This window comes from Pseudomonas sp. R3.Fl, assembly GCF_023516765.1.
Classification (GTDB): Bacteria; Pseudomonadota; Gammaproteobacteria; order Pseudomonadales; family Pseudomonadaceae; genus Pseudomonas; species Pseudomonas citronellolis.
The window spans coordinates 1,207,670-1,230,611 of the sequence record NZ_JAMGSO010000001.1; the positions used below are offsets into that span (position 1 = coordinate 1,207,670).

Annotated in this window: 17 protein-coding genes and 3 pseudogenes; 11 read left to right on the forward strand and 9 right to left on the reverse strand. The window is 59.3% G+C overall.

The annotated features are described in order from the left end of the window. Positions 1-129 precede the first annotated feature (129 nt). Both M8R19_RS04890 and M8R19_RS04895 read right to left on the reverse strand, forming a co-directional pair. Positions 130-630, reverse strand: a complete 501-nt coding sequence (locus tag M8R19_RS04890; protein ID WP_249917188.1) for a hypothetical protein — start codon at positions 628-630, stop codon at positions 130-132. 251 nt (positions 631-881) lie between these two features. Further along, positions 882-1,436 carry a hypothetical protein gene (locus M8R19_RS04895; protein ID WP_249917189.1) on the reverse strand — a complete coding sequence of 185 codons (555 nt, stop codon included), beginning with the start codon at positions 1,434-1,436 and terminating at the stop codon, positions 882-884. 283 nt (positions 1,437-1,719) lie between these two features. Here M8R19_RS04895 and M8R19_RS04900 point away from each other — a divergent pair. From M8R19_RS04900 to M8R19_RS04910, 3 genes and pseudogenes are all read left to right on the forward strand, one after another. Beyond that, positions 1,720-2,381 (forward strand): annotated as a pseudogene (locus M8R19_RS04900) (tyrosine-type recombinase/integrase). A gap of 185 nt (positions 2,382-2,566) precedes the next feature. After that, positions 2,567-3,956, forward strand: a pseudogene (locus M8R19_RS04905) (IS4 family transposase). Between the two features lie 90 nt (positions 3,957-4,046). Next, positions 4,047-5,558 (forward strand): ApeA N-terminal domain 1-containing protein, encoded by a 1,512-nt coding sequence (locus M8R19_RS04910; RefSeq protein ID WP_249917190.1) that lies wholly within the window; start codon positions 4,047-4,049, stop codon positions 5,556-5,558. A 200-nt stretch (positions 5,559-5,758) separates the two neighbouring features. On the opposite strand, the gene M8R19_RS04915 is transcribed toward M8R19_RS04910, so the two are convergent. The 4 genes from M8R19_RS04915 to M8R19_RS04930 are packed head-to-tail and all read right to left on the reverse strand — an operon-like array spanning position 5,759 to position 11,936. Continuing rightward, positions 5,759-8,077, reverse strand: a complete 2,319-nt coding sequence (locus M8R19_RS04915) for an nSTAND3 domain-containing NTPase (protein WP_249917191.1) — start codon at positions 8,075-8,077, stop codon at positions 5,759-5,761. Then, complete coding sequence (locus M8R19_RS04920) at positions 8,074-10,122, reverse strand: AAA family ATPase (RefSeq protein ID WP_249917192.1); 2,049 nt, start codon at positions 10,120-10,122, stop codon at positions 8,074-8,076. The genes M8R19_RS04915 and M8R19_RS04920 overlap by 4 nt, the downstream gene beginning before the upstream one ends. Then, positions 10,119-10,652 carry a hypothetical protein gene (locus tag M8R19_RS04925; protein WP_249917193.1) on the reverse strand — a complete coding sequence of 178 codons (534 nt, stop codon included), beginning with the start codon at positions 10,650-10,652 and terminating at the stop codon, positions 10,119-10,121. Before M8R19_RS04925 ends, M8R19_RS04920 begins: the two co-directional genes overlap by 4 nt. Continuing rightward, positions 10,653-11,936 (reverse strand): SIR2 family protein, encoded by a 1,284-nt coding sequence (locus tag M8R19_RS04930; protein WP_249917194.1) that lies wholly within the window; start codon positions 11,934-11,936, stop codon positions 10,653-10,655. It abuts the gene before it with no gap. Positions 11,937-12,650: 714 nt separating this feature from the next. Between M8R19_RS04930 and M8R19_RS04935 the strand changes: the two genes are divergently transcribed. After that, positions 12,651-13,010: a hypothetical protein gene (locus M8R19_RS04935; protein ID WP_249917195.1), complete on the forward strand. Its 360-nt coding sequence runs from the start codon at positions 12,651-12,653 to the stop codon at positions 13,008-13,010. Between the two features lie 321 nt (positions 13,011-13,331). Here the strand turns inward: M8R19_RS04935 and M8R19_RS04940 are convergent, their stop codons facing one another. Next, positions 13,332-15,098: an FAD-dependent monooxygenase gene (locus M8R19_RS04940; RefSeq protein ID WP_249917196.1), complete on the reverse strand. Its 1,767-nt coding sequence runs from the start codon at positions 15,096-15,098 to the stop codon at positions 13,332-13,334. A 497-nt stretch (positions 15,099-15,595) separates the two neighbouring features. Between M8R19_RS04940 and M8R19_RS04945 the strand changes: the two genes are divergently transcribed. Further along, entirely contained in the window at positions 15,596-15,859 is a 264-nt protein-coding gene (locus M8R19_RS04945) for a type B 50S ribosomal protein L31 (RefSeq protein ID WP_009619021.1), read from the forward strand. Continuing rightward, positions 15,859-16,008 (forward strand): type B 50S ribosomal protein L36, encoded by a 150-nt coding sequence (gene ykgO / locus M8R19_RS04950; RefSeq protein ID WP_009619020.1) that lies wholly within the window; start codon positions 15,859-15,861, stop codon positions 16,006-16,008. Before M8R19_RS04945 ends, ykgO begins: the two co-directional genes overlap by 1 nt. Here ykgO and M8R19_RS33390 read toward each other — a convergent pair. Beyond that, positions 15,965-16,255: pseudogene (locus M8R19_RS33390) on the reverse strand (hypothetical protein); the annotation flags it as partial. The gene ykgO and the pseudogene M8R19_RS33390 sit on opposite strands and share 44 nt — an antisense overlap. A gap of 47 nt (positions 16,256-16,302) precedes the next feature. After that, entirely contained in the window at positions 16,303-16,947 is a 645-nt protein-coding gene (locus M8R19_RS04960) for a TetR/AcrR family transcriptional regulator (RefSeq protein ID WP_249917197.1), read from the reverse strand. A gap of 76 nt (positions 16,948-17,023) precedes the next feature. Between M8R19_RS04960 and M8R19_RS04965 the strand changes: the two genes are divergently transcribed. The 5 genes from M8R19_RS04965 to M8R19_RS04985 all read left to right on the forward strand — a co-directional run bounded on the left by M8R19_RS04965 (position 17,024) and on the right by M8R19_RS04985 (position 22,923). After that, positions 17,024-17,995, forward strand: a complete 972-nt coding sequence (locus tag M8R19_RS04965; protein ID WP_249917198.1) for an alpha/beta hydrolase — start codon at positions 17,024-17,026, stop codon at positions 17,993-17,995. 284 nt (positions 17,996-18,279) lie between these two features. After that, on the forward strand, positions 18,280-18,759 hold the full coding sequence (locus M8R19_RS04970) for a hypothetical protein (RefSeq protein ID WP_249917199.1): 480 nt from the start codon (positions 18,280-18,282) through the stop codon (positions 18,757-18,759). 126 nt (positions 18,760-18,885) lie between these two features. Continuing rightward, positions 18,886-19,380 carry a sigma-70 family RNA polymerase sigma factor gene (locus tag M8R19_RS04975; RefSeq protein WP_074981119.1) on the forward strand — a complete coding sequence of 165 codons (495 nt, stop codon included), beginning with the start codon at positions 18,886-18,888 and terminating at the stop codon, positions 19,378-19,380. Further along, a complete protein-coding gene (locus M8R19_RS04980) occupies positions 19,377-20,330 on the forward strand; it encodes a FecR domain-containing protein (protein WP_249917200.1) in 954 nt (317 codons plus the stop codon). Before M8R19_RS04975 ends, M8R19_RS04980 begins: the two co-directional genes overlap by 4 nt. Before the next feature lie 73 nt (positions 20,331-20,403). Further along, a complete protein-coding gene (locus M8R19_RS04985; RefSeq protein ID WP_249917201.1) occupies positions 20,404-22,923 on the forward strand; it encodes a TonB-dependent siderophore receptor in 2,520 nt (839 codons plus the stop codon). The last annotated feature ends 19 nt before the right edge of the window (positions 22,924-22,942 follow it).

Genomic DNA, 22,942 nt, shown 5'->3' on the forward strand with positions numbered 1-22,942 from the left:
CGAATCAACTGAATGCCCCGGATGGACACACCACGCGTCCAGGAGGCCGCTGGATATCGATAAAACCAATCCATATCCGGCTACCCAGCGCTCGCTGTGTTTTTACACGGCCTGGGCCGGATTCGGACCTTACCACTGCACACCAGTTAGCGATGTTTGCAGCCACTGAATGGCGTTTGGCAAGCGAGCGAGCCCCTCTTTAGCGAGCCCGGTTACCATTGCTTCCAAACCTTTTGCCGGCAAGCCCTTCACCTCTGCGATCAACTGGCTCTTAACGCTGTCTTCCAACTCCGAAGCTTCGATCTGCTTGGCAAGTAGGTCGCGGATACTGTCAGCGTGCAGCCGAACGGTCAGGATGCCCAAAATTGCAGTGAGCCCGCCGTCATCCTCCAAGAAATCCAAGCCATTGGCTGTCAGTACAAGTTTTGTCGGCAAGAAGTCTCCACGACCTGTGGAGGTCATCCGTAAATCACCGGCCACCAAACCGTGTTCGATCAGATAAGCAGCGTTTGCCATCAGATGTTGAGGATCAGCGTGTAGATGGTCCATACGGTTAGTGAAAAATGGCGCCGGGTAGTGCTCGCGCAACTCTTCCAGCAGCTTACGCTGTAGATCACGATCAAGTTTCATAGAGCCTCCATGCAGTTGTTATGGGTTACTGAATCCTAACGTGAATAAGGGGAGCTAGGCTGGTAGTACTGGGTCACGAGGAGCGCTTTTGGGCCGTCTGCAGCCTGACTCGAGGGGGGCTTGGAGTCGGTAGCTACCTTTGGTCGAAGTCAGCAACCGGCCAAAAGCAGTCACTAATGTTTGATTCAGGAGCGGGCTTTTGCCCGTCCCTGTGGGCGAAGCGAGCGATTTGAACCAGTTTTTAGGCGCGCTTAAATTAGGGGTGAAATCACCGAGCAATGGGAGCAGAAATTACCCACCGAAAATTCAACAATTGAATCTGGTTGTTGATTGGGTTTGTCTACGCTGATAAGGAAGAAGTGATCATCGGAGGAGTCTATTCTAAAGTTCATGAGATCATGTCTGCGATGTTTTATTTTATTCAGCAAGCGCTCCATTTTTAGCGGAGAGCCTGCCGTAGGCAGCATTCCATTACCTGGGCCAGCGGTATTTAATGCCTGCTGCTGAGCACTGGTAACCGGTGAGCAAGAAAGCCCTCTGTCTATTTCGAGCTGTGCTTCTAAAGCTGATCCTGAGTAAGTGTTTTTAGATTTCAGAAGATCTCTGGCCCTGAGAATCTCATTAACTATATGATCAAGATAAACCATTGCTTCTTGACTCGCGCGGACTGCGCGCTGGATATCAGGAGTTGCGCGCTGCCAAGAGCTGATGAAAATTAGAGATCGGTTTTGTAACTGATGAATGGCTTCTTCGATAGATGGCGGAAAAATATCTGGCCCACCAGTTAGAAAAGATGCATTTCCCATTTTATTAAATATTTCCTTGATGAGTGGGTAATCACGCCTAACTATAAGTAAGCGGCACTTGGGGGTATTTTTTACGCCTCTTGCGTCGCTTAACACTCCTTGTTCATGCGTAACCCATTGATATCATTGAGTCAGACGGTTGAAACGCGACAATGAGCAGTGGAGTAGAGGCGACAAGGCCTGCTTCGAGACTACGTAAACCTTGGTGGTGTGTCCACGGTTGGCATGGATTAAGCGCCCCAACCTGTAAGTGTCCGCTCCTGGCCGGTTATCGACCGTTGCTATGGCTGGTCCACCCTTGTCCTCCCTCACATGGAGGACAAACCATGAACACCACTGCTACCTACAGCCACCAACCTTGGAACAAGGGAAAGCTAGTCGGGCAGAAAGCCCCGCTCCGGCTCAGAGATATTTGGGCAATCCGGGTAGGCTCCAGATTGCGGAGAGAGCCCGCGATCTTGCTCTATTCGACCTGGCCATCGACAGCAAGCTGCGAGCCTGCGACTTAACCAGGCTTCGGGTGCGGGACATAGCCCATGGAGAGCACGTGTCGTCGCGAGCCATCGTGATGCAGCAGAAAACTCAGCGACCGGTGCAGTTTGAGATCACAGAGCAAACGCGGACGGCGTTGGAGGCTTGGATACATCAAGCCCGGCTCCGCAGCGAGAATTGCCTGTTTCCGAGCCGGTTGCACGGCTCAGATCATCTTTCCACCAGGCAATACGCTCGAATCGTCAAAGCCTGGTGACGGCTATTGGCCTTGATCCGGCCATGTACGGCACCCACACGCTGCGGCGTACGAAGGCATCCCAGATCTATCGCAGAACGAAGAACCTGAGGGCAGTCCAACTGCTGCTCGGCCATACGAAGCTTGAAAGCACCGTCAGATACCTGGGAATTGAAGTGGATGATGCCCTCGAAATGGCGGAACAGACTGAGGTCTGACCATGCATAGCGACGGTCGAAGCCAGACCGTCGCTATCCGGCCAAGTGGACGTTTAGAGTAGGGAAAATAAATCTGCCCCGAATGGCACTTACTTAAGCGCTAAGCGATTGATTCAGAAAAGAAAGGCTGCTCTTGGTCTACGGTGATAGTTGCGAACACACACCGAGCCCAAGGAGCAGCCCAGATGAATCCTAGGCGCCAAGCCGTCATTCATCAACAGCAGCGCGCCCGTCGGCATACATCGAATACGGACGCTTACGCCTTCTTCAACCTGCTAACCGGCCCTGAATTATTCGAGCATGTCGAGTCGTTGCTGCCGTTTCATCGGGAGCGCTTGTTCCCGCCGACAGAGACGTTGTCCATGTTCATGGCCCAGGCCTTGAGTGCCGACCGTTCCTGCCAGAAGGCGGTCAATGAGATGGCCGTCAAACAACTGTTAGCGGGTTTGAAGCCGTGCAGCACGCACACCGGCGGCTACTGCCGTGCTCGTCAGCGGTTGCCGGTGGAGATGGTTTCCACGCTGGTGCGCAACACTGGCAGCCTGATCAGTCACTATTCAGGCAAGACAGGGCAATGGATGGGCAGACCGGTTCGGCTGGTGGATGGCACGACGGTGTCGATGCCGGATACAACGGCTAATCAGGCCGCCTATCCGCAGTCGCGCGGGCAAAAGCCGGGATTGGGCTTTCCGATTTGTCGGCTGGTTGGCATCGTCTGCCTCTCCAGCGGTGCAGTGCTGAATGCAGCATTGGGTCGTTTTCGCGGCAAGGGTGGCGATGAGCAAACCCTGTTGCGGTCGATGCTCGATACGTTGAACGCTGGCGATGTTTTGCTGGGAGATGCCTACTACGCGACCTATTTCCTGCTGTGTGAATTGCAGCGCAGGGGCATCGATGGTGTGTGTTGAGCAATATGGCGCGCGTCGGCGCAGTACCGACTTTCGGCGAGGTAAGCGCCTGGGGACGCGCGATCATCTGATCGGTCTGGAAAAGCCCCGGAAACGCCCATCCTGGATGAGCCAGGCTTACTACGAGCAAGTGCCTGACAGGTTGGAGGTTCGGGAGTTGAAAGCGGGCGACAAGATTCTGGTCACGACGCTGCGCTGCACGAGTCAAACGCCCAAGGCTGCCTTGAAAGCGCTGTTCAAAAGCCGCTGGCACGTAGAGTTGGATCTGCGCAATCTCAAAACCACGATGGGGCTCGAAATGCTGAGCTGTAAAGCTCCCGCGATGGCTATCAAGGAACTCTGGATTTACCTGCTGGCACACAACCTGATTCGCCTGATCATGGCGCAATCGGCCTCGATGGCTGACTGCCTACCCCGTGAATTGAGCTTCAAGCACAGCCTCCAGCTATGGCTGGCGTGGCGGCAATTCGACGATGATCCTGACGGAGGTACGACTCTTCGCGGCCTGCTGGTTCTGGTCGCGCAACAGCGTGTCGGCAATCGCTCCGGGCGAGTTGAACCCAGAGCCCTCAAGCGAAGGCCAAAGCCCTACCCATTACTGACTTGCACACGTCAATCTGCTCGGGCAGCGATCAAGAAACACGGTCATCCGAAAAGGGTTAAGTAAGTGCCATTCAAATCTGCCCCCTTTTGCTGTAAACGTGGCAGAAAGGAAATGTAAGCGGCTCCTAAGCTTACAATGGGAGAGTCGAAGGCAATGACTAGGAAGACAAAAGACAAGACACCAACACGCTATCCAGGCACCTTCCAGTTTCCAGACGGGAAGACAGTAGTTGGAGAGTTGGACCTCTGTGGAGAGGAAACACGACTAGTTCTGCATTCAAGCGAGCGATTGGATGAAAAAAGGCACAACTTACACATCAGTGGAACCTCCTACAATGGAGACTACCTAACCCTTGTCGATTGCCATATTAACAGCTCGGGGCAGTCACACTCAAAAGACGGAAAAACACGATTTTACGCAAACTACTTCCCACACTTCGTCGTCAAGGGTCACAACCATATTGACCCCAACTCTCCCTGTATCAAGAGAATAGAGTTTACTACCACGGACATCTCCAGCCTCTTCTATGACTTTGACGCGTTTGGAAGTGTCTTTTCCGCTGAACACATAATTGACTCAATTTTAGCACAGGCCAGGAAGATTCGACCTGTAGCAACCGGTGAGTATCCACAAGTCCTTTACTTTACCGGAAAAGAATGCGTAATCGATGTGGCAACTGCCATTGGTAGAGTATCTGTACATCACCGCCCTACCTCCAGCCTCGGAGGCCCAGAGGGTGTATTTATAAAGAATAAAATTATAGTTTCGATTGAGGTTGAACTCCCCGAAAACCTCGAAAGTGTCATAAGGAAAATGCACGACGTAGCATGTTACCTTTCAATTCTGGCAGGAAGAGCTCAGGGCATCGAGCACATAGAAATTGAAACGATCAACGTTGTAGACGAGATTCCTGAACGGTTGGCTATCCAACCAAGCTTTGCGTGGAAGACAAACACTGGTGATAATCAGCGAGACCCACATCCAGGCGACATACCTTTAGACGCGATCCACCGCCCCGATGAATTTAAAGAATCTCTGACGCACTGGCTCGAAAGACATCCAAGCTGGCGCGCCGCGAGGGTGCGGTACCTTGGGTGTCTACGCAAAGGGAACAGCTATGACGTCGACCGGCTAGTAGCTGCCGCAAACATGTTTGACATCCTCCCCGAGACGGCTGTCCCCTCTAGTGCGGAATTGTCGCCAGAGCTCACCCAAGCAAAAAACAAGTGTGTTGAGTTGCTAAGAAATCTCAGTCCAAGTGTGGACAGGGATGGCGCTCTATCAGCCCTAGGGAGGATGGGACAACCGTCACTGCCAAAAAAAGTGGCACATCGGGCAGCCATTGTGAACCAAAAGCTCGGCAGCAAGTTTCCAGAGCTATCCTTCGTTACCGGAATTGCTATCAAGTGCAGAAATTACTTCGTTCACGGGAGTCTGGGAAACCTCGACTATGAAAAAGTAGAGCCTTTCCTTCCATTTCTAACGGATGCCTTGGAGTTCGTCTTCGCTGCTTCTGACCTCATTGAAGGCGGGTGGGAAACCGAGCGCTGGGCAAGAGAGCCCTACGGTTGGGGCCACAGCTTCACTCGCTTCCGGGCCAGCTATGAGTACGACCTTCAGGCCCTACGCGACGCCACCACAGTGGGCAAGAATGACTCCCGCTGAATAGACTCCGGCTAATAAGAAAGGGGGCGGAGTGATTTGATTTAAATCACTCTGACCATTTTTCTCTACTCTCATGTCCCCTTCTGGCCGATCTCAGCCTGTTGCGACCGGTGACTTTCGGTAGAAGACGCCCTGCCTCTGTGCTATCGATCAAGGATGGTTTCGACGCGTCGGAGCACAATTGCTCGATGATTCGAAGATTATCTGTCGACATCGTCGAACACCGAGCGATTTGTGACCACTGGAGTAGGAGACGGAGCGTCCTCCTTCTTTTGCGTCACGATATGCGTCCAATCCGCGCCATCTTCGGAGCCTTCATCATGCTCGCGCTTGCGCTCTTCAAGAGCCTCGATTGAGCGCTTCACGTGATTGCGTACGTCGTCGATCAACGCCGAGGCGTCCGAGTCGACACCAATCAGCTCAATGCGATCGACCACGCCGAGAAGCTTCTTAAAGTGGCTGTCAGGCTCTTCGTCTAAGTCGGCGTCAGCGGCGATCTCGTCAATCCGATCTTCGAGCGACGGCAGTACAGTTGTCCGCAGCGCTAAGCCCATACCGATAAGTTTTAGCGGCGGTATGACCGCTAACATTTGTGCTTCCTCAAAGAAGGAGACGTCGAGGCCATCGAGCACGGCAGACTCTAGCTTGCCGGCCACATCCGATCGCAGATAGTCAGGCAAGATGCCGAGGTGATGAGCACGTGCGCAGATGGCGATCTGGGGATCGTTGCTGGCGAGATCGGATTGCCAGCAAGACCTTCGAAGTAGATCTGGATATTGCTCGACGGCTTTCTTGAACACGGCATCACTCGAACAATAAGAGAGGAAGTGGAACAGCATCCAATTGCGATGCCATTCGTCGGGGGTGCGACCAAGTCGTGCGACCAGTGCATCGTCGAGCGTCGTCGGGATGACAAGCGCATCTCGAATGAGCGGCGAGCCTTCACACGTGAAGCTGCTAAGAATGGTGTCAATAGTCGCTCCTCGTATGAGAGCTGCCATCATATGGGGCTTCTGGCGCAGAATCTCCGTTAGGGCATCAGAGATCGTTGGATGGGCGAATGTCCATTTTGATCCGGAAAGCTTGAGGAATGAGCCCTTCAACTCAGCGAAACAATCCTGGATCTTAGAGAGGGAGTACCCTGTCAACTCCACGACCGCTTGTGCAGCCGCAGCGTCATGATCGCTGGGATCGAAGCCCGCCTGATGGACATATACGAGGATGAGCGCAGCCTGTAGTTGATCATCCAGGGCGTTGACAGTATCGATCAGATGCTCTGTCGGCTCCTCCATAAAGCGGACGAGAGAGCTTTCACGAGGCATTAGTCCTTTGGTGAAGTTTGGATCGCCGAGACGTTCGGCAATTCCAGGAAGGAAATCGCGAACTGCGGCGACTGCCGGCAGATGCGGCTTAACGCTCGACTTCCAGCTCTGGCTCTGTTCGCCGAAATTTACATGGTTATATAAAATCTGCGCCTTCTCTTCGGACGTCAGCTCGCCGACATCCACCACAGCACTGCCATCTGCAAACTGGCTAAGGTTGCGCTGTCCGAGCCGACGCCGCGCCGCTTCATAGATGTGCTTACGGGAGGTTAGGAGGAATCGATTGCCATGCTTAATCGCTGCCCGCAGTTTGGAGAAAGCCGAGGCCCAATCCTGCACATAGTCGCCGCGTAGCACATTCGAGCCGAATGCATCGTCGATCCAGAAGAAGCGTCCCGGATCATTGGGATTCCAACCGGCCTCGAAGTCGCGTGGGCTAGTCAGAGCAAGTACGGTGTTGTCTGGATTCTCCGATGCGATGGTCGAAACGATGGCGCCAATCGCCGATTTGCCGCTTGAAGGATTACCGAGCAGCAGCACTACGCCATGCTCAGAGATTGCATTGACCGCCGCGCGATGGGCCTGGGTAGGCACATAAGTGCGAAGTTTTGGGATCCAGCTGTCAAGCAGCGCCCGGCTCTGCTCGCTGAGCCGCAGATCCACAATCGAGGTTAGGTCCCCTAGGCCGTAGACTTGCGGGACCAAGGCACGCAGGCGCGCACTGCTCCTGATAACACGGACGATGTACTGACGACCAAGAATGTGCGGCTTACGCACGCCAAGCACTCGAAGTCTGGCACGCATTGCAGCTGCGACGGGCGCGTCCACGCTCATGTTCGTCATGAAGACATAGGTGTCCGCCTGGCCGGCTTTGACTAGTTCTTCGACATGAGTTATCTCGGCATTGAGGTCGCTAAGCTTCAACGCCTTTATGGCATCAGAAGTATGTTTGCACTGGACCGTGCCAATCGATGGAGCGTCGTCTCCTGCAGGAATGAGGAAAACCGCGTCCTGACCGCCGTCTTGAGCTTCGCGGAAGATTTCCACGGGGCCGCCGAGTACGACCTCACATACCTGTGAACATAGATCCTGAAACGCGCGCCAGCCGATGGTATGCAGCGCCAAATCGCTCCAAGGGCCGTGCGCTCGACGCTTCTGCGGCGCCGCAGTCTCGATTAGCGCGCTCTCGCCCGTCATGCTGTGGCGACGCCGCGCAGGACACCAACCGGCATCGGGTGGATTTCCTGGTCTGTGACCACGCTCGTTGCGCCGAGCGGACCAAGGTCTATGTCAAGACGCCGACCGCCCTCAGTCGCTGTACTCACCAAGCGTCGGCACAGGAGATCGGCGAGCGCTGAGTCCTCAACGGCGCAAATGATCTGACGCCCATCCGAGCGCAGAGCGGAGAGCACTTCCACCAGGTGAAGGGCCCTAAAATCATCGATGTGCTGAACGGGGTCGTCGAGCAGCAAAGACTTGAGTGGTGTCCATGCTCTTGCGAGGTGGACGGAAAGAAGGAAAGCGAGGCCGGCGGCACGACGCTGACCACTGCTAAAGACAAATTGCGGGTTTAGGCCGTTTCCGACTTTAAGACTCAAGAATCGACGCACGTCGCCGCGAACGCTGTAATCGATTGTGCGCCAGTCCGCGTGTGGTCTCAGGCGCTGGTACAGTTCGTTGAGAAGCGGGCTAATCTGAGCGAGACGCTCATCGATTATTTCGGCACTCACACGCTTAACCGAGCGTTCGATCTCGCGAGCCGCTGTAACGGCAGTTTGCGACCGACTGACCGCCTGCGCCAGCCTCTCTACTTCAGCTCGCAGCACCGAGATGTTGCTTTCGATTGACGACATCTGCGATACCGCCTGCGAGGCTTCCAGCACTATCAACGCGCGCTCAAGGTCGATCAGCGAGTCGCGTTCTGAAGAAATGGCCTGCTCCAGCCCGTTAGGATCATTGATGAAGCGAAAATCGAGATGCCACTCCTCGTAGAACGAGACATGTGCCTCTTCCTGTCTGCGCAGTCGGCGCAACTCGTCTGAATGAGCTTCAAGCACGGCTGCAGCGGCTTGGAGCGTAACGCCGTGTAGATGCGCATTCTCTTTTGCAGTAGTGAGAACATCGCGAGCGGCCTGAACGCCTGACGCCAGTGATGTGATCCGGTGCCGCGCTGCGGTCACTCCGGCGGAAAACTCGTTCGGAGTCCGATATGCTGCGCATAATGGGCAATGATCTTCGTGCAAGCCGAGGCGCTCGCCGTGCTCGACCAGAAGGCTCAGTGACGCCGCAATTGCGTCAATATCTTCTTCGCGCTCGAGGCGTTGTTCAGCTTCCGAGACCGCTTGCTGCGCAGCCTGATACTCACGTTGCGCTGCTTCGTGTGCCCTTGAAGCGGCCTCCCGATCAGCAACAGCTCTTGGAGTTTCGTAAGCCGCCTGCGCCAACGCAACCTCGAGACCGAGTTGAAGCGCTTCGCCCATTCGTCCCAATCGGGCTCGCCCGTTCGCGAGTGCATTTCGTCCCGCAGTCAGTCGTGCCATCAGCTCAGGCGCCGCATCCGGTACAGCTGTGCCGATTATTTGGAGAGCGGAGGACATGTCGCCTGAGCGGCTAAGTGCCGTTTGCGTTTCAGACAGTTGCGTTAGTCTGTCCGCCAGCCGCGAACGGGCAGCTTCATAGGCGGCCTCATTTTCAGAATGCGTGACCTCGGTAGCTGCCACAACTTCTTTGGCTCTACTACCTGCCTCCGAGCCTTCTAGAGCACCGAGTGCCGAGCGGACAAGATCGAATCGCTCCGTTTCGGTGAGATCTACGCTGAGCGCGGCGATCCATTCGTCACGGATGATTGAGGTTCGAGTGAGCTGCGAGAGTGCGTTGTCTGGCACAGGCCCGCTGCAAAGCGCGGCCTGAATTTCATCTGCTGAATGATCAGCACCTGACTCGCGGGTGCGAGTTATGGTGAACGGCTTGCCATCGTCGTCGACGAACGAGACCGTTACATAGTGGGCCTTCGAAATACCTTCGCCACGCCACCATAAATAATCGCTGAGGCTTTCCTTCGCCGCCTTCTCAACGGCATATTTGTCGATGGAGCCGGTGATCGCAAACTCAACTGCATCGCATAACGTGCTTTTGCCAACACCATTCCGGCCCGTGATGACAGTGAAGCCCCGCCCGAAGTTAATCCGGACGAGTTCCCTGAATCCACGAAAGCCGCATACTTCGACGAAGTCGAGCCTCATGATTCCGCTCCCAAGATGCGAGCAACCTCCGCCGGCGTTGTCTCGTTACTAATGAACGCGGTAACGGCCTCAGGAGGGATATCCTTCAGCCTGGTACGCAATCTAGTTTCGAAGTTAGAGACGCCGAGCAGCGGCTTGGAGCGCAAGGACAGCAGCGGTAGCAGCGCTTTCTCAACGTCATCCGTTGTCACGACCGAGGCCCTGGCAATCTTTCGAGTCAGAGAGAAATCCTCTTCGATCCGCTCGATCTCCCGCGCTCGGCGCGCATCTTGATCCGGAGTCAGAAAGACCGAATAGACATTCCATGCTTTCGCTCCCGCGGTGCGCAACGAAGCGGCGTAACGAGCGAGTGCCAGTTGCTGACTTGCACACCAAGTGCAAAGCAATGCATCTGAGGTGTCGAAGATGTGGACGAATCCCATCAACGCCGCACTTTCGAAACAGATCACTGGGCCGGCCGAGCCAGTCCACATCCAGGTTTCGTACCATGCGTCGCGAAGGAAGATTTCAGCTTGTGTGGTTATGTCCATTTAAATGCCCAACTCCGCTCTTGCCCTAGGGAGGTCGTACCATTCGCCCACAGGGTTAGGACGAATCACGTCGCCGGCGCGCCCGCTGCGCACAACATTGTCCGGCACGCCCAGATCGGTCGCGCCAACTGCAACAACGATGTCAGTTTGCGTTGCGGCTGGTGGCTCGACAAACTTCCTGCGTAGCGTGGCGAGAATGGATTGCGCTCCGTTGATAACGCGGATGCTCCTGCCGCTCAGCTCGTAACCATCGGCGCGTTGAACGGCCCCTGCCTGACGTAGCAGTAAGTGGAAGAAGCCGAGAGCTTCCGGATTTGCTGGGCGCAGGAGCTTGGCCGGCTCCGCTGCCGAGACGCCTTCAGCATCTCTTCTCAAACCATACAGAGCCTCGCTATCGAAACTCTCGACGTTTAGCCACGCTGGGTCGCACTGGACTCCTGTGGCGTGCTCGAAGGCTCCGCGCCCGGCGTTCAGTACCTGTCGAAGGTAATTCGATGAGAATGTGCGACGAAGTTCGTCGAGTGCTAAGGCGCCGGACTCTTGGACATGTTCGAACGTCACGTTTTGTGCGTGGGCGATCTCCCAGAGTTGGGGGGCCTTCTGCTCGAGCGTGTTTGTTGGCGAAAGGTCGATAACAGTCAAGGACAGCGGTTGAACGTCGATCAGCGCTTCACCGATCACAGCATTGAGGTATTCCCAGTCGGACCAGAAGCCCACGACGAGCAGATCTTTCTGCCGAAGGTTGGCAGCCATCCAGACTTTGCTTCGCGCAATACGGGCCGAGATGGTCGGATCAGTGAGCTGCGAAGGCGCCCAGACCGTGGCTGACCGATCGCGGTGAGAACAACCATGGAATTTCAGCAAAGGTGCCTGGCGAACGATGTCAGCGGTGGCTTCGTCTCCGTCGAGCGAACCACGGAAGTCCGCGCCATAGTCCCATGCACATCGTTCGATGAGGGTATCGTAGTTGCTAGATATGCCAGCAACGGCGGCACGGGTGATGAGAAAATCCGCGATCGCGGCATGCCCCGTGTTCGAAGGCCGTACAAAAGCGGGCCATGGCACGAGATGTTCAATGAAGACCGATTGAAGGATATTGAGTCCCGCGAAGTGTTCGGCAAGTGCCTCCAGATTGTTCCGAAGCGTGAGGTCACAGTTCGGATCAGATTCAAGACAGTATTTGTCAAAGCACCGCTCGGCGACCGTCCAGGCCGATGGCAGGTTACTAGGCGGCGCCATCGACAGCCCGGCACCACAGACCACTAGAAGGCGGCCAGCGTTCATGGAGGCTAGCAGTCGTGCGATTGTCTCAGGCGTCATCCGAGCCCCCATCGAAAGCGAGCTTGCCGACTTGATTCGATTTTGTTGATCCAGCTGATCGTATTAATGGCATTCCCTGCTGTCCCTCGCTAATGCCTGAGCTTGCTTCTCGCTCTGAAAAACAGATTAAGTCCTTGGCTCCGGCCCCTTTGCCCTCCAACTGGAGGTCGTGGTATGAGCCCGCGGCGACATCGTAGCACTCAATGATGGCCAAGCGCCCAGTGGACAGTTGCACCCCGCCCTTGGCCGATGGCTGCCCTCGGCCAGCGATAGTCCCCCCCTAAGCTGCCGGTGGGAACTGACAAAAAATAGTCCAACAACAAACATTCTCGAACGGAAGCGTCCAGTCTATATTCTGGCCATAGACAGACTACCAACGACTTCGTAACCTCGCGGCAGAATTTTTCGCTTTTTTTCGAACTTTTAACGCTCGACTCAATTACTCTGAGAGATGCCCCCGGACAGGGAGAGTTACACGGCCCGAATGGCGAATAATACTATCTAGTATGGTAAATGGTTCAAAACCATTCGCCCCGCTCGCTCGGAACGACCGCAAGCAGTCGCCTTAACCTATTCGTCAGACTTCTTGGAGCAAAAACTCAGACTATGTTTCCTCCACCATTTCTAGACTGGGCAGTTTGGGCAAATCTTGACCAACACCGAGATACAGAACTAGTCTTGCTGAAAGGTCATCTGCTTCTTGAAGTTTTTCTTGCTTCAGGGCTAAGCCAGCGTACCTCACTTACAGATTCCCAGATTAATAACTTGTCTTTTTCAGCTAAAGTCAGAGCGCTTGCAGAGGTCGGTGAGCAGTTATCTAAGGCCATGGAATATGCAAGGCAGTTGAATAGACTTCGCAACAAACTCGCTCACGAACCTTTTCCCGAGGAGCTTGAGTCAGAGTTGAATAGTTGGTCTGAAAAAGTTTTATCTTCTTTCTCTATCCAAAAACACCAGAAGTATACGCGAAGAACAAAAGCCACGCAGGCAATTGCTGCGCTTGCGCGAAACGTCTATGAGCTATCGCACGATGAATAAAAGTAAACTTCACTCCGTAACTAAAAATTTCTCTCTTCGCTCGCAGGGACCGGCGAAGCCGGTCCCCTTAGGATAACCTCTAGAGGCGTATCGGATCGAAAGCTGTCTTATGTGAATGACCGCTTTTGGCCAATAGCTGCCTGCCGTACGAGGCTGTCTTGGGTCGGAAGCACCCCCTCGCCAAAAGCAGTTATCGGTCAAAAACAGTCTGGGAAATAGAGAGATCTACTTTTCTGCCCTCGAATAAAAACCAAGCAACTCGCCAACTAACCACTGCGGCCCCTCCCTGGACCGCTATCCCACAGAATGAGGAAAGAAACCTCACCCCCGCGCCAACACCGCCTTGACCGCCCCCAACAACACCGCCTCAGCATCAGCCGGCACACCTTGCGAACGCCAAGCCACATGCTGATCCGGCCGCACCAGCAGGCATCCGGCCTCATCGATCTCCCGCAGCCGCGCCCAGTCGCCATAGCTGTCTTCGTAATCGAGGCCCAGACCGATATGGCGCACCACCAGGTCAATACCCAACTCACGCCCCAGCATCTCGGCAGCCCGGCACCAGGCATCGCCGCCGTGGCCGGTGAGCAGGGTCAGGCGGCCCTGGCCGCAGAGGTCGAGGGTGGAGAGCTTGCGCCCGGCGGTGTCGTGCAGCCAGGCGTGCGGCAGGTGGGCGCCGGGCCAGGTGGTGGGGTGGTAGTAGAGTTCTCGGTCGCGGGTGTAGGCCGGTTCTTCGCTGCCGTCGGCGAGCACCGCGCCACTGCTATAGCGCTGCCCCAGTTCCACGCCGTGGCAGCTGAACTGGTAATGCTGCAGCTGGATGGCCTTTTCCAGGGTGGCGCGGCGTTCGCGGCCCAGCGGGCTGTCGGCGCTCAGTTCGTGCAGGCTGTTCCAGCCCTCGGCCTCGCTCTGGCCCGGCTTGAAGCCCAGGGCGTTGGAGATCGGCAGCATGTTGCGCACGCTTTCCATGGCCCGGTCCACCACCTGGCGGCCGACGGGCTGGCGCTCGGCGCAGTAGCTGTCCAGCAGCCCGGGGCCGGCCTGGCCCTTGAGCACCAGGGCCAGCTTCCAGGCCAGGTTGTAGGCGTCCTGCACCGAGGTGTTGGTGCCCAGGCCATTGGCCGGCGGGTGGCGGTGCACGGCGTCGCCGCAGCAGAACACCCGGCCCTCGGCATAGCGCTGGGCGACCACGTGGTTGATCTGCCACTTGCTGGTGGCCAGGATCTCCACCGGGATGTCGGCATCGCCGATCACCCGCCGCGCCCGCTCGATCACCGCGGCCTCGCCGAGGTCCGGCTCGCCCTGGGCGGGGTCGTACATGAACAGCATCACCCATTCGTTCCACGGGCGGACGCAGATGAAGGTGCCGCTGCCGACCCAGTAGTCGTTGCCCGGCTGGACCATCCAGTAGAGCACGCCCGGGCGGCTCTCGCAGTAGCGGCGCAGGTCGGCGCGCAGCCAGACGTTCACCGCGCAGCCCAGGCCCATCTCGCCTTCCAGGGGAATGCCGAGCAGTTCCATCACCCGGCTGCGGGCGCCGTCGGCGCCGATCATGTACTGGGCGCGCACGGTGAATTCACGCCCGGTGCCACGGTCGAGGATGCGTGCGGTGACGCCCTCCCCGTCCTGGGTGAAGTCCAGCAGTTCGTTGTTGAAGCGCATCTCGCTGCCCGCGCGCAGGGCCTCGTTGGCGAGGATCGGCTCCATCAGGTGCTGGGGGATGTTGCACATGGCCGAGGGGCTGGCCAGCTCGTAGTCGGACTTGCGCTCGATGGCGTTGCCCCAGGTGAGCAGGCGGCCCAGTTCCTGGCCACTGAAACTGGTGGCCCAGACGTTGTTGGCCATCAGTTCGTGGGGGCTGGCGGCCACCACCACCTGCGCCTCGACGCCCGCGTCGCGGAACACCTCCATGGTGCGCTGGTTGGTGATGTGCGCACGTGGGCTGTTGGCGGTCCAGCGGTACTTGTTGACCAGCAGGTTGCGGATGCCATAGCGCGACAGCAACAGCGAAGCCGTCAGGCCGGAGGGACCGCCACCGACGATCAGGACGGGGACTTCGATGACGTGGGAGGTGTTTTGCGGGTTCATGAGCGTGACTCCGTACTCTTGTTCTTGAAATCGGAAAGGTGCCGCCAGGACGGGCGCACAGGCCTGGGCCCAATTCACGGATCGCGGACAAGCCGACCCCGTGCCGCCTGACTTGGCTGCCGGCAAATACGAAGGGAATGCGGACCGGGAACGACGCGTGCCGGTCCCGGTGTCGAAGCTGAAACGGCCTGGGGGCGAGGCCTCCAGCGCTCTCGACGTAGCCGACGACAGTCACGGTAATTCCGCAACGATGTTGCCGGTAGTCGCGCCAAATGGCCTTCAGCGTTCCATTTTGTGAACGCTGGACGGCGGCAAGCACGGGTGCATTCAAACGCACCCGCGCGTTGATCGTTGGAGACGCATGCAACAAGGGCGGGCGCGTCCGTGCCGCAGCTCTCCTCCTCTCTGAAAGGCCCGACCTTGAGCCACCGGACATGCGGTATTGCGAATCCTTCTCGACTAAATGTAATATTATTACATTGCATACAGGAGGCACCATGAAACCAGGCATCCACCCCGAGTACCGCCCCGTGCTGTTCCACGACACGGCCGCCGACGTGTTCTACCTGATCCGCTCCACCGCGCAGACGGACAAGACCCACACCTACGTCGACGGCAACACCTACCCCTACATGACCCTGGACGTGTCCAGCGCCTCGCACCCGGTCTACACCGGCGAACAGCGCAAGACCAAGGCCGAGGGCCGCGTGGCCGGCTTCAACAAGCGCTTTGCCGGGTTCGTCGGCAACAAGGGGGCGTGATGAAAGTCCTCGCCTCGCTGAAGAAGGCCAAGCTGCGCCACCGCGATTGCCAGGTGGTGAAACGGCGCGGCCGGCTGTACGTGATCTGCAAGTCCAACCCGCGCTTCAAGTGCGTGCAGGGCCGGCCGAAGCCGAAGGTCCGGCGTTGAACCCCTGCCGGCCAGCGCCCGCTGCAATGGCGGGGCTGGCCGCTCTCGCCGGCGCGCGGCAGTTGGTGTTCTCCAGCCAGTACGTGGTGTTCCTGTCCTCGGGCCAGCCCACGCCCGGCCCGTAGTCCGTGGCGACGCCGTTGCGATGGTCGGTGATGATTCCCTGCAGGATGTAGACAGTGCCCGGCCTGTCCTTGTGGCCGTGCCCCCGCCCGAGCACGCCGCCGGGCTCGATGGTCGTTTTCCGTCATCGAGAGGACGGGACACTGCGACATCACTCTCCCGCCGCTGTCGCTACTCCCAGCGCGACAGATAGACGATCGCGGCGGCGGCGGCCTCGTCGCAGATCGCCTCGCTGATGTGCCCTTGGGCCAGATAGCCGTATTTCATGCAGGCGAAGGCGATCTCCACCGACAGCGTCGCCGCGTCCGGCTGCTGCGGCAGGCCGGCGAGCACGCCCTGGGCCTGCAGGTAGCCACGCAGGAGGTTGCCGATCATCGCGTCCTTTTCCTCGTGGGCCTTGCGGTCGGTGGGGGTGAAGTTGCCGCGCATCAGCAACGCCGCGGCTGCCGGGTGGGTGTTGTAGTACTCGGCCACGCCGCGGACGATGCGGCGGATCGCGCCTTTCCAGCCCTCGTCCGCCAGCGGCTGCAGGTCGACTATCAGCGCACCGATGCGCTCCATCTGCAGCCGCGCCAGGTGGGCGAAGAGCACGTACTTGTCGGGAAAGAACTGGTAGATGCTCGCCCGCGGTACCCCCGACAGCTTGGAGATTTCAGGGATCGACGCCGCATCGGGCCCGACCTCCCCCAGCAACCGCTCCGCCGCCTCCAGCACCTTGGCGATGCGCGTCTGCGAACGCTCCTGCTGGGGCAGCCGGCCCGTCCTCTTACCCTTGGGTGACGGCAACGGCGCTTGCACATCCGAAAAATCAGACATATGTTATGTTCTTGAAAGTGACAAATGTCATCTTTATAGGTTTACCCACCCTCTCTTGTCCAGTGCGAGGACGTCGATGAGCTACGCAGAACAGACCCAATGGCAGGCGATCCAGGCCTTCCTGCCGCCCGAGTACCGCATCGACAGCACGAACGCGCCGCAGGAAGAATACTGGCCCTGGCGCGGCCACCAGGTGCATCTGGACCGCTATGCCAATCCTGCGGCTGCGGCCAGGGTCATCCTCTTCCACGGCGTCGGCACCAACGGCCGGCAGATGTCCACCATCGCCGGCTTGCCGTTGTTCCGGCAGGGGCTGGAAACCGTGGCCATCGACATGCCCGGCTACGGCGAAACGAAGGTCGCCGCCGGCGCGAAAGTCCGCTACGACACCTGGGTGGAGCTCGCCAGCGCCTTCATCGACCATGAGCGCTCCCGTGATCCCCGGCCGATCTTTCTCTACGGGCTGAGCGCGGGCGGCATGCTCACCTACCACGCCGCCGCGCTGAACGGGCACGTGTCCGGCATCATCGGCATGACCTTCCTCGACCAGCGCGTCCCGCGGGTGCGCGAACAGACCGCGCTCACCCCGCTGATGGGCCGACTGGGCGTTCCGATGATCCACGCCTTGGCGCGCACGCCACTGGCCGGGCTGAAGATGCCGATGTGGCTGGCCAGCAAGATGCACACGCTGGTCAACGACCGCGCCGCGCTGAAGGCCTGCCTGAAGGACCCCACCTCGGCCGGCAACTGGGCCAGCTTGCGCTTCCTCAGCGCCTACATGGGCTATGTACCGGCCATCGAGCCGGAGGCCTTCGACGTGTGCCCGGTCCTGCTGACACAGCCGGCGGCCGACCGCTGGACCCCACTCGCCCTCAGCCAACCCTTCCTGCAGCGCCTCGGCCGCGTCGAGGTGACGACCCGGATGCTGGACAACGCCGGGCACTATCCGCTGGAAGAGCCTGGCCTGGGGCAGATGAACGAAGCGATCGTGGCATTCGTGGAACGGACCCTCGCCAGGCAGGCAAGCGGGTTGCCTGCGGGGCGATGAGCGCCAGCGAACAGACGCCGAAGAACGGGTTCGGAGCCAGGCCGGAGTCGTGCGTACTTGAGTAGCTTCATGCATTCGCTCTTGTCTGGTTCGCCACCCATGCCGCGATCCCAGGTAGGCTACGCCATTGCCGGCGCTCCTTGTCCCTTCGTGTTCTGCCAGTCACGACCGGCAGAGAACGGCCAGAAGTGAAAATGTGCGTTGTGTCCGAGCCCCGATCTGGTTCGGGGGCTCTGAGTCGCCAAATTCGACGATAGAACCCAGCCAAGAAGGAATCCGCCTCCATGGCCTCCCCAGACAAACAGAAGAAGCGTGCCCGACGGGCCAAAGCCAAGGCCAAGCAGAATCGCATGGCCAAATCGAAAGCCCATGACATCCATTCGCTTCTGACCGATCTGCTGGTCAACGATCCGTTCGAGGACTTCGATTTCGACCCGGACGCCTTCGACTTGGAGGACATCAAGGAGAACGGCTTCGACCCGGCATATTTCAGCGATCTGTTCCAGGCCATGAGAGACGCCGAGGACATCAGCCTGCTCGCCATGTGCCTGGTGTTCCTGCAATACCCGGTGCTGCAGCTGGTGGTCGCCGAGGAGCCGGAAGAGGCTGCGACCGATTTCATCATGGGCCTGCTGATCGTCTATCGCGCGATCTTCCACGGCGAAGACGAAGACACGGCATTGACCTGGCTCGAAAGCGACGCCTTCCAGCGTGCCTATAACGAAGCGTCGGTGATCCTGCAGAAGAAGAGCGCAAGCGCTTAAAGGACATCGGCGATCCCCCCAGACAGGCCCGCACGCCGAGCCGACAGCCGCCCATTGAAGTGAGAATAATTATCAATTATTGTTCGCGACTTCCGGGTGGGGGGAGTCGGTTTGAGCAAGGATCAGATGGGGCTGTTGTACATGGAGCACAACAGCTGGCTGAAGGGTTGGCTGTACCGTCGCCTGGGCTGCACCAGCCAGGCGGCCGACCTGGCCCAGGACACCTTCCTGCGCCTGCTCCAGGCCCAACGCAAGACCGGCGAAGCCCTCGACCTGCAGCGCCCGCGGGCCTACCTGGCCACGGTCGGGCGGCGCCTGGTGTACGACCACTTCCGCCGCCACTCCCTGGAACAGGCCTACCTCGATGTGCTCGCTCGCGTGCCCGAGGCCTTCGCGCTGTCCGCCGAGGACCTCTGGCTGATGCGCGAAACCCTGCAGCAGCTCGACGCCCTCCTCGACCGCTTCAAACCCATGGTGCGCAGCGTCTTCCTGCTGTCCCAGCTCGACGGCCTCACCTACGCCCAGATCGCCCAGCAGTTGGGCATCAGCGAACGCACCGTGAAGCGCCACATGGTCAGCGCCTTCGAGGCCTGCATCCTGTTCGAGGGCAACCTGGGATGAGCGGCGACAATGGCGCGCCGATCCGCCCCGAAGTGGCCCGCCAGGCGGCGCACTGGTTGATGCGCCTGCACGAAGGCGCGGCGGACAACGGCCAGCAGCAGGCCTGCAGGCGCTGGCGCGCGGCCGACCCGGAACACGAGCGAGCCTGGCAGCGTGTGCAACGGGTGCAGGAACGCCTCGGCCTGCTGCCGCGCGACCTGGCCATGGGCACGCTCAACCGCGAACGGCGCCAGGAGATGAAAAAACTGCTGGTGCTGGCCGCGCTATTGCCGGTCGGCTACCTCGGCTACCGCCAGGCCCCGTGGACGCGCTGGACCGCGGACTACCAGACGGCCGTGGGCGAACGCCAGCACCTGCGCCTGGCCGACGGCAGCCTGCTGGACCTGAACACCGATACCGCCGTGGACCTCGACTTCAACGACGAGCAACGCCTGATCCGCCTGCTGCGCGGGGAAATCCTCGTCGAGAGCGGCGCGGACAGCCAAAGCCCGGTGCATCGGCCCTTGCGCGTCGCCACCGAACAAGGCCTGCTGCAGGCGCTGGGCACGCGCTTCAGCGTCCGCCAGCTCGACGGCCTGACGCAACTGCAGGTGCTGCAGGGCAAGGTGCTGGTCATGCCCCGGCAAGGCGACGGGCAGGTCGTCGAGGCGGGCAACCAGGTGCTCTTCAGCGAACGGGCCGTGGAAAAACCGCGCCCCGCCCAGGCAGACAGCCTGTTGTGGACCCAAGGCCAACTGGTGGCCGACGACATGCCGCTGGGCGACTTCCTCCGCGAACTGGGGCGCTATCGCAACGGCTGGCTGCGCTGCGACAACGAGGCGGCGCGCCTGCGCATCAGCGGCGGCTTCCAGCTGGACAACACCGACGCCATCCTCGCCGCCCTGCCCGCCACCCTGCCGGTGGATGTCAGCTACCGCACGCGTTACTGGATCAGCATCAGCAAGCGCTGAAAAATGTTGGCCTCTTTTTTCCAGCCATCAGTCCTTTGATGTGGAACTGCCACACACAAAGGACAACCCATTCATGACCTACCGCATCCCCCCCGCCTCCGCAACGCGGCGCGCCGCCCCCGGCCAGCGCCTGGCCCAGCCCCGCCGCCTGCTCGCGCTCAGCGCGCTGGCCATGGCCCTGCAGTCGGCGATGCCGCTGGCCCAGGCCGCGCCGGAAGCCGCCGGGCACACCTACAGCATCCAGGCCGGCAGCCTCGGCCAGGCGCTGAGCCGCTTCGCCGCCCAGGCGCAGATCACCGTGCAATTCTCCCCGGACCTGACCCAGGGCCTGAACTCCAGCGGGCTGCGCGGCCACTACAGCGTCGAGGAAGGTCTCGCCGCCCTGCTGCGCGGCACTGGTCTGCAAGCGGTGTTCCGCGGCGATGGCGTCTACGGCCTGGTGCGCAACCCCAATGCGGCGCTGGCGCTGGACGACACCCTGGTGGTCGGCCAGACTCTGGACGGCATGACCGAGGGCACCGGCTCGTATACCACCGGCGCCGCCAGCATCGGCGGCAAGAGCGCCCGGGCGCTGAAGGACATTCCGCAGTCCATTTCAATCATTACCCGCCAGCGCATGGAGGACCAGGGCATCACCACCATCGGCGAAGCGCTCGACCAGACCACCGGCATTACCCTGGTCGGTGGCAACGACGCCAACACCAAGATCCTTTCGCGCGGCTTCGCCCTGACCAACGTGCAGGTCGATGGCGGCACACCCGGCTTCCGCGAGCAGACCTATGATTCCCTGGCCGACACCACCGCCTACGACCACATCGAGGTACTGCGCGGCTCCGACGGCCTGTTTGGCGGCACCGGGGAGCCTTCCGGGGTGATCAACCTGGTGCGCAAGCGCGCGCTGCCCCATGCCCAGACCCAGGTCAACCTGTCCGCCGGCAGCTGGGACAACTACCGCAGCGAAGTCGACGTCACCGGGCCGCTGGCCTTTGACGGCGCCCTGCGCGGACGCTTCGCCGCCTCCCAGGAGAACAAACGCTACTTCTACAGCGGCGCCAACAGTGACAAGCATGTCCTGTTCGGCGTGCTCGAAGCCGACGTCACCCCCGACACCCTAGTCAGCGTCGGCGGCACCTACGAATGGCGCGACATGGACGGCTACTGGGAAAACGGCTTGCCACGCTTCACCACCGGCGACCCGCTGGGTCTGTCGCGCAGCACTACCCTGGCAGCGGACTGGTCAAGCAATAACTACGAGCGCAAGGAAGGCTTCCTCAAGGTCGAGCACAGCTTCGACGAGAACTGGAAGGTCAACTCCAGCTTCACCCGCAGCCGCTACGACACCGAGCAGGACATGGGTGCAGTGAGCGGCCCGGTCAATCCCGACACCCTCGAAGGCGCAACCTTCCAGCGCATTGTGCGCAACTACTCCATCGACCAGGACCTGTTCGACGCCAACCTGCAAGGCGCCTTCAGCGCCTTCGGCCGCCGTCACGAAGTCCTGATGGGCGTCGATTACTCGGACATCCAGCGCAGCTATACCGACCACAGCGAGTGGGCGTCACGGCAACCGGTGGACGTGTTCTCCACCGACATCGGCTCATTGCCCAAGCCAGCCAGTCCGGATCTGTACTACGAGTACCCGGACTGGAACCTGCGCAAGAGCGGCGCGTACGGCACCCTTCGCCTGGAGTTGGCCGATCCGCTCAAGCTGATCGTCGGCGCACGCTACTCCGACTACTCCAACACCATCCACGCCGTGGTGCCTTCCTTCGGCACCGACAGCAAGGATGGCGGCCGCGACAGCGGCATCGTCACGCCCTTCGGCGGGCTAGTGTATTCCGTCACGCCCGAGTGGTCGCTCTACACCAGCTATGCGCAGATCTACAAACCGCAGCCGGAAATCCTTGGAGCGGACCTCAAGCCGCTCAAGGCCATTACCGGCGACACCTATGAGATGGGCGTGAAGGGAGAGCTGTTCGGCGGGCAGTTGAACCTGTCCTCGGCGATCTACTACACCAGGCAGGAGAACAACGCGATCCAGTTGTACTACGAGGACACTCCGACCAACGCCTGCTGCTATGTAGCCGGCGGCAAGATGATCAGCAAAGGTTTCGACACGGAAATCTCCGGCGAACTGGCGCCGGGCTGGCAGCTCACCGCCGGATACACCTTCAACCTCAACGAGCAGCGCAAGACTGGCGACGATACCGCCGTAGGCAAACCTATCAGCACACAGACGCCCAAGCATCTGTTCAAGTTCTTCACCACCTACCAGCTGCCCGGCGAATTGGAGCGCTGGAAGGTCGGCACCGGCGCTACTATTCAGAGCAGCAACTACGTCAGCGGTGAAGTGCAGCGCCGCCTGGAAGACGGATCACTGAGCCCCAGCATCAACAGCTTCGAGTACACCCAGGCCGGCTACGCACTGTGGAATGCGCTGGTGGAATACCGCATCGACGAGCACTGGACCGCCGCTCTCAACGGCAACAACCTGTTCGACAAGAAGTACTACCAGACCGTGGCCAGCAGCGACTACGGCAACTGGTATGGCTCACCGCGCAACTTCATGGTGACCCTGAGAGGCAAGTTCTGAAAACTATAAAGTTTCCAGC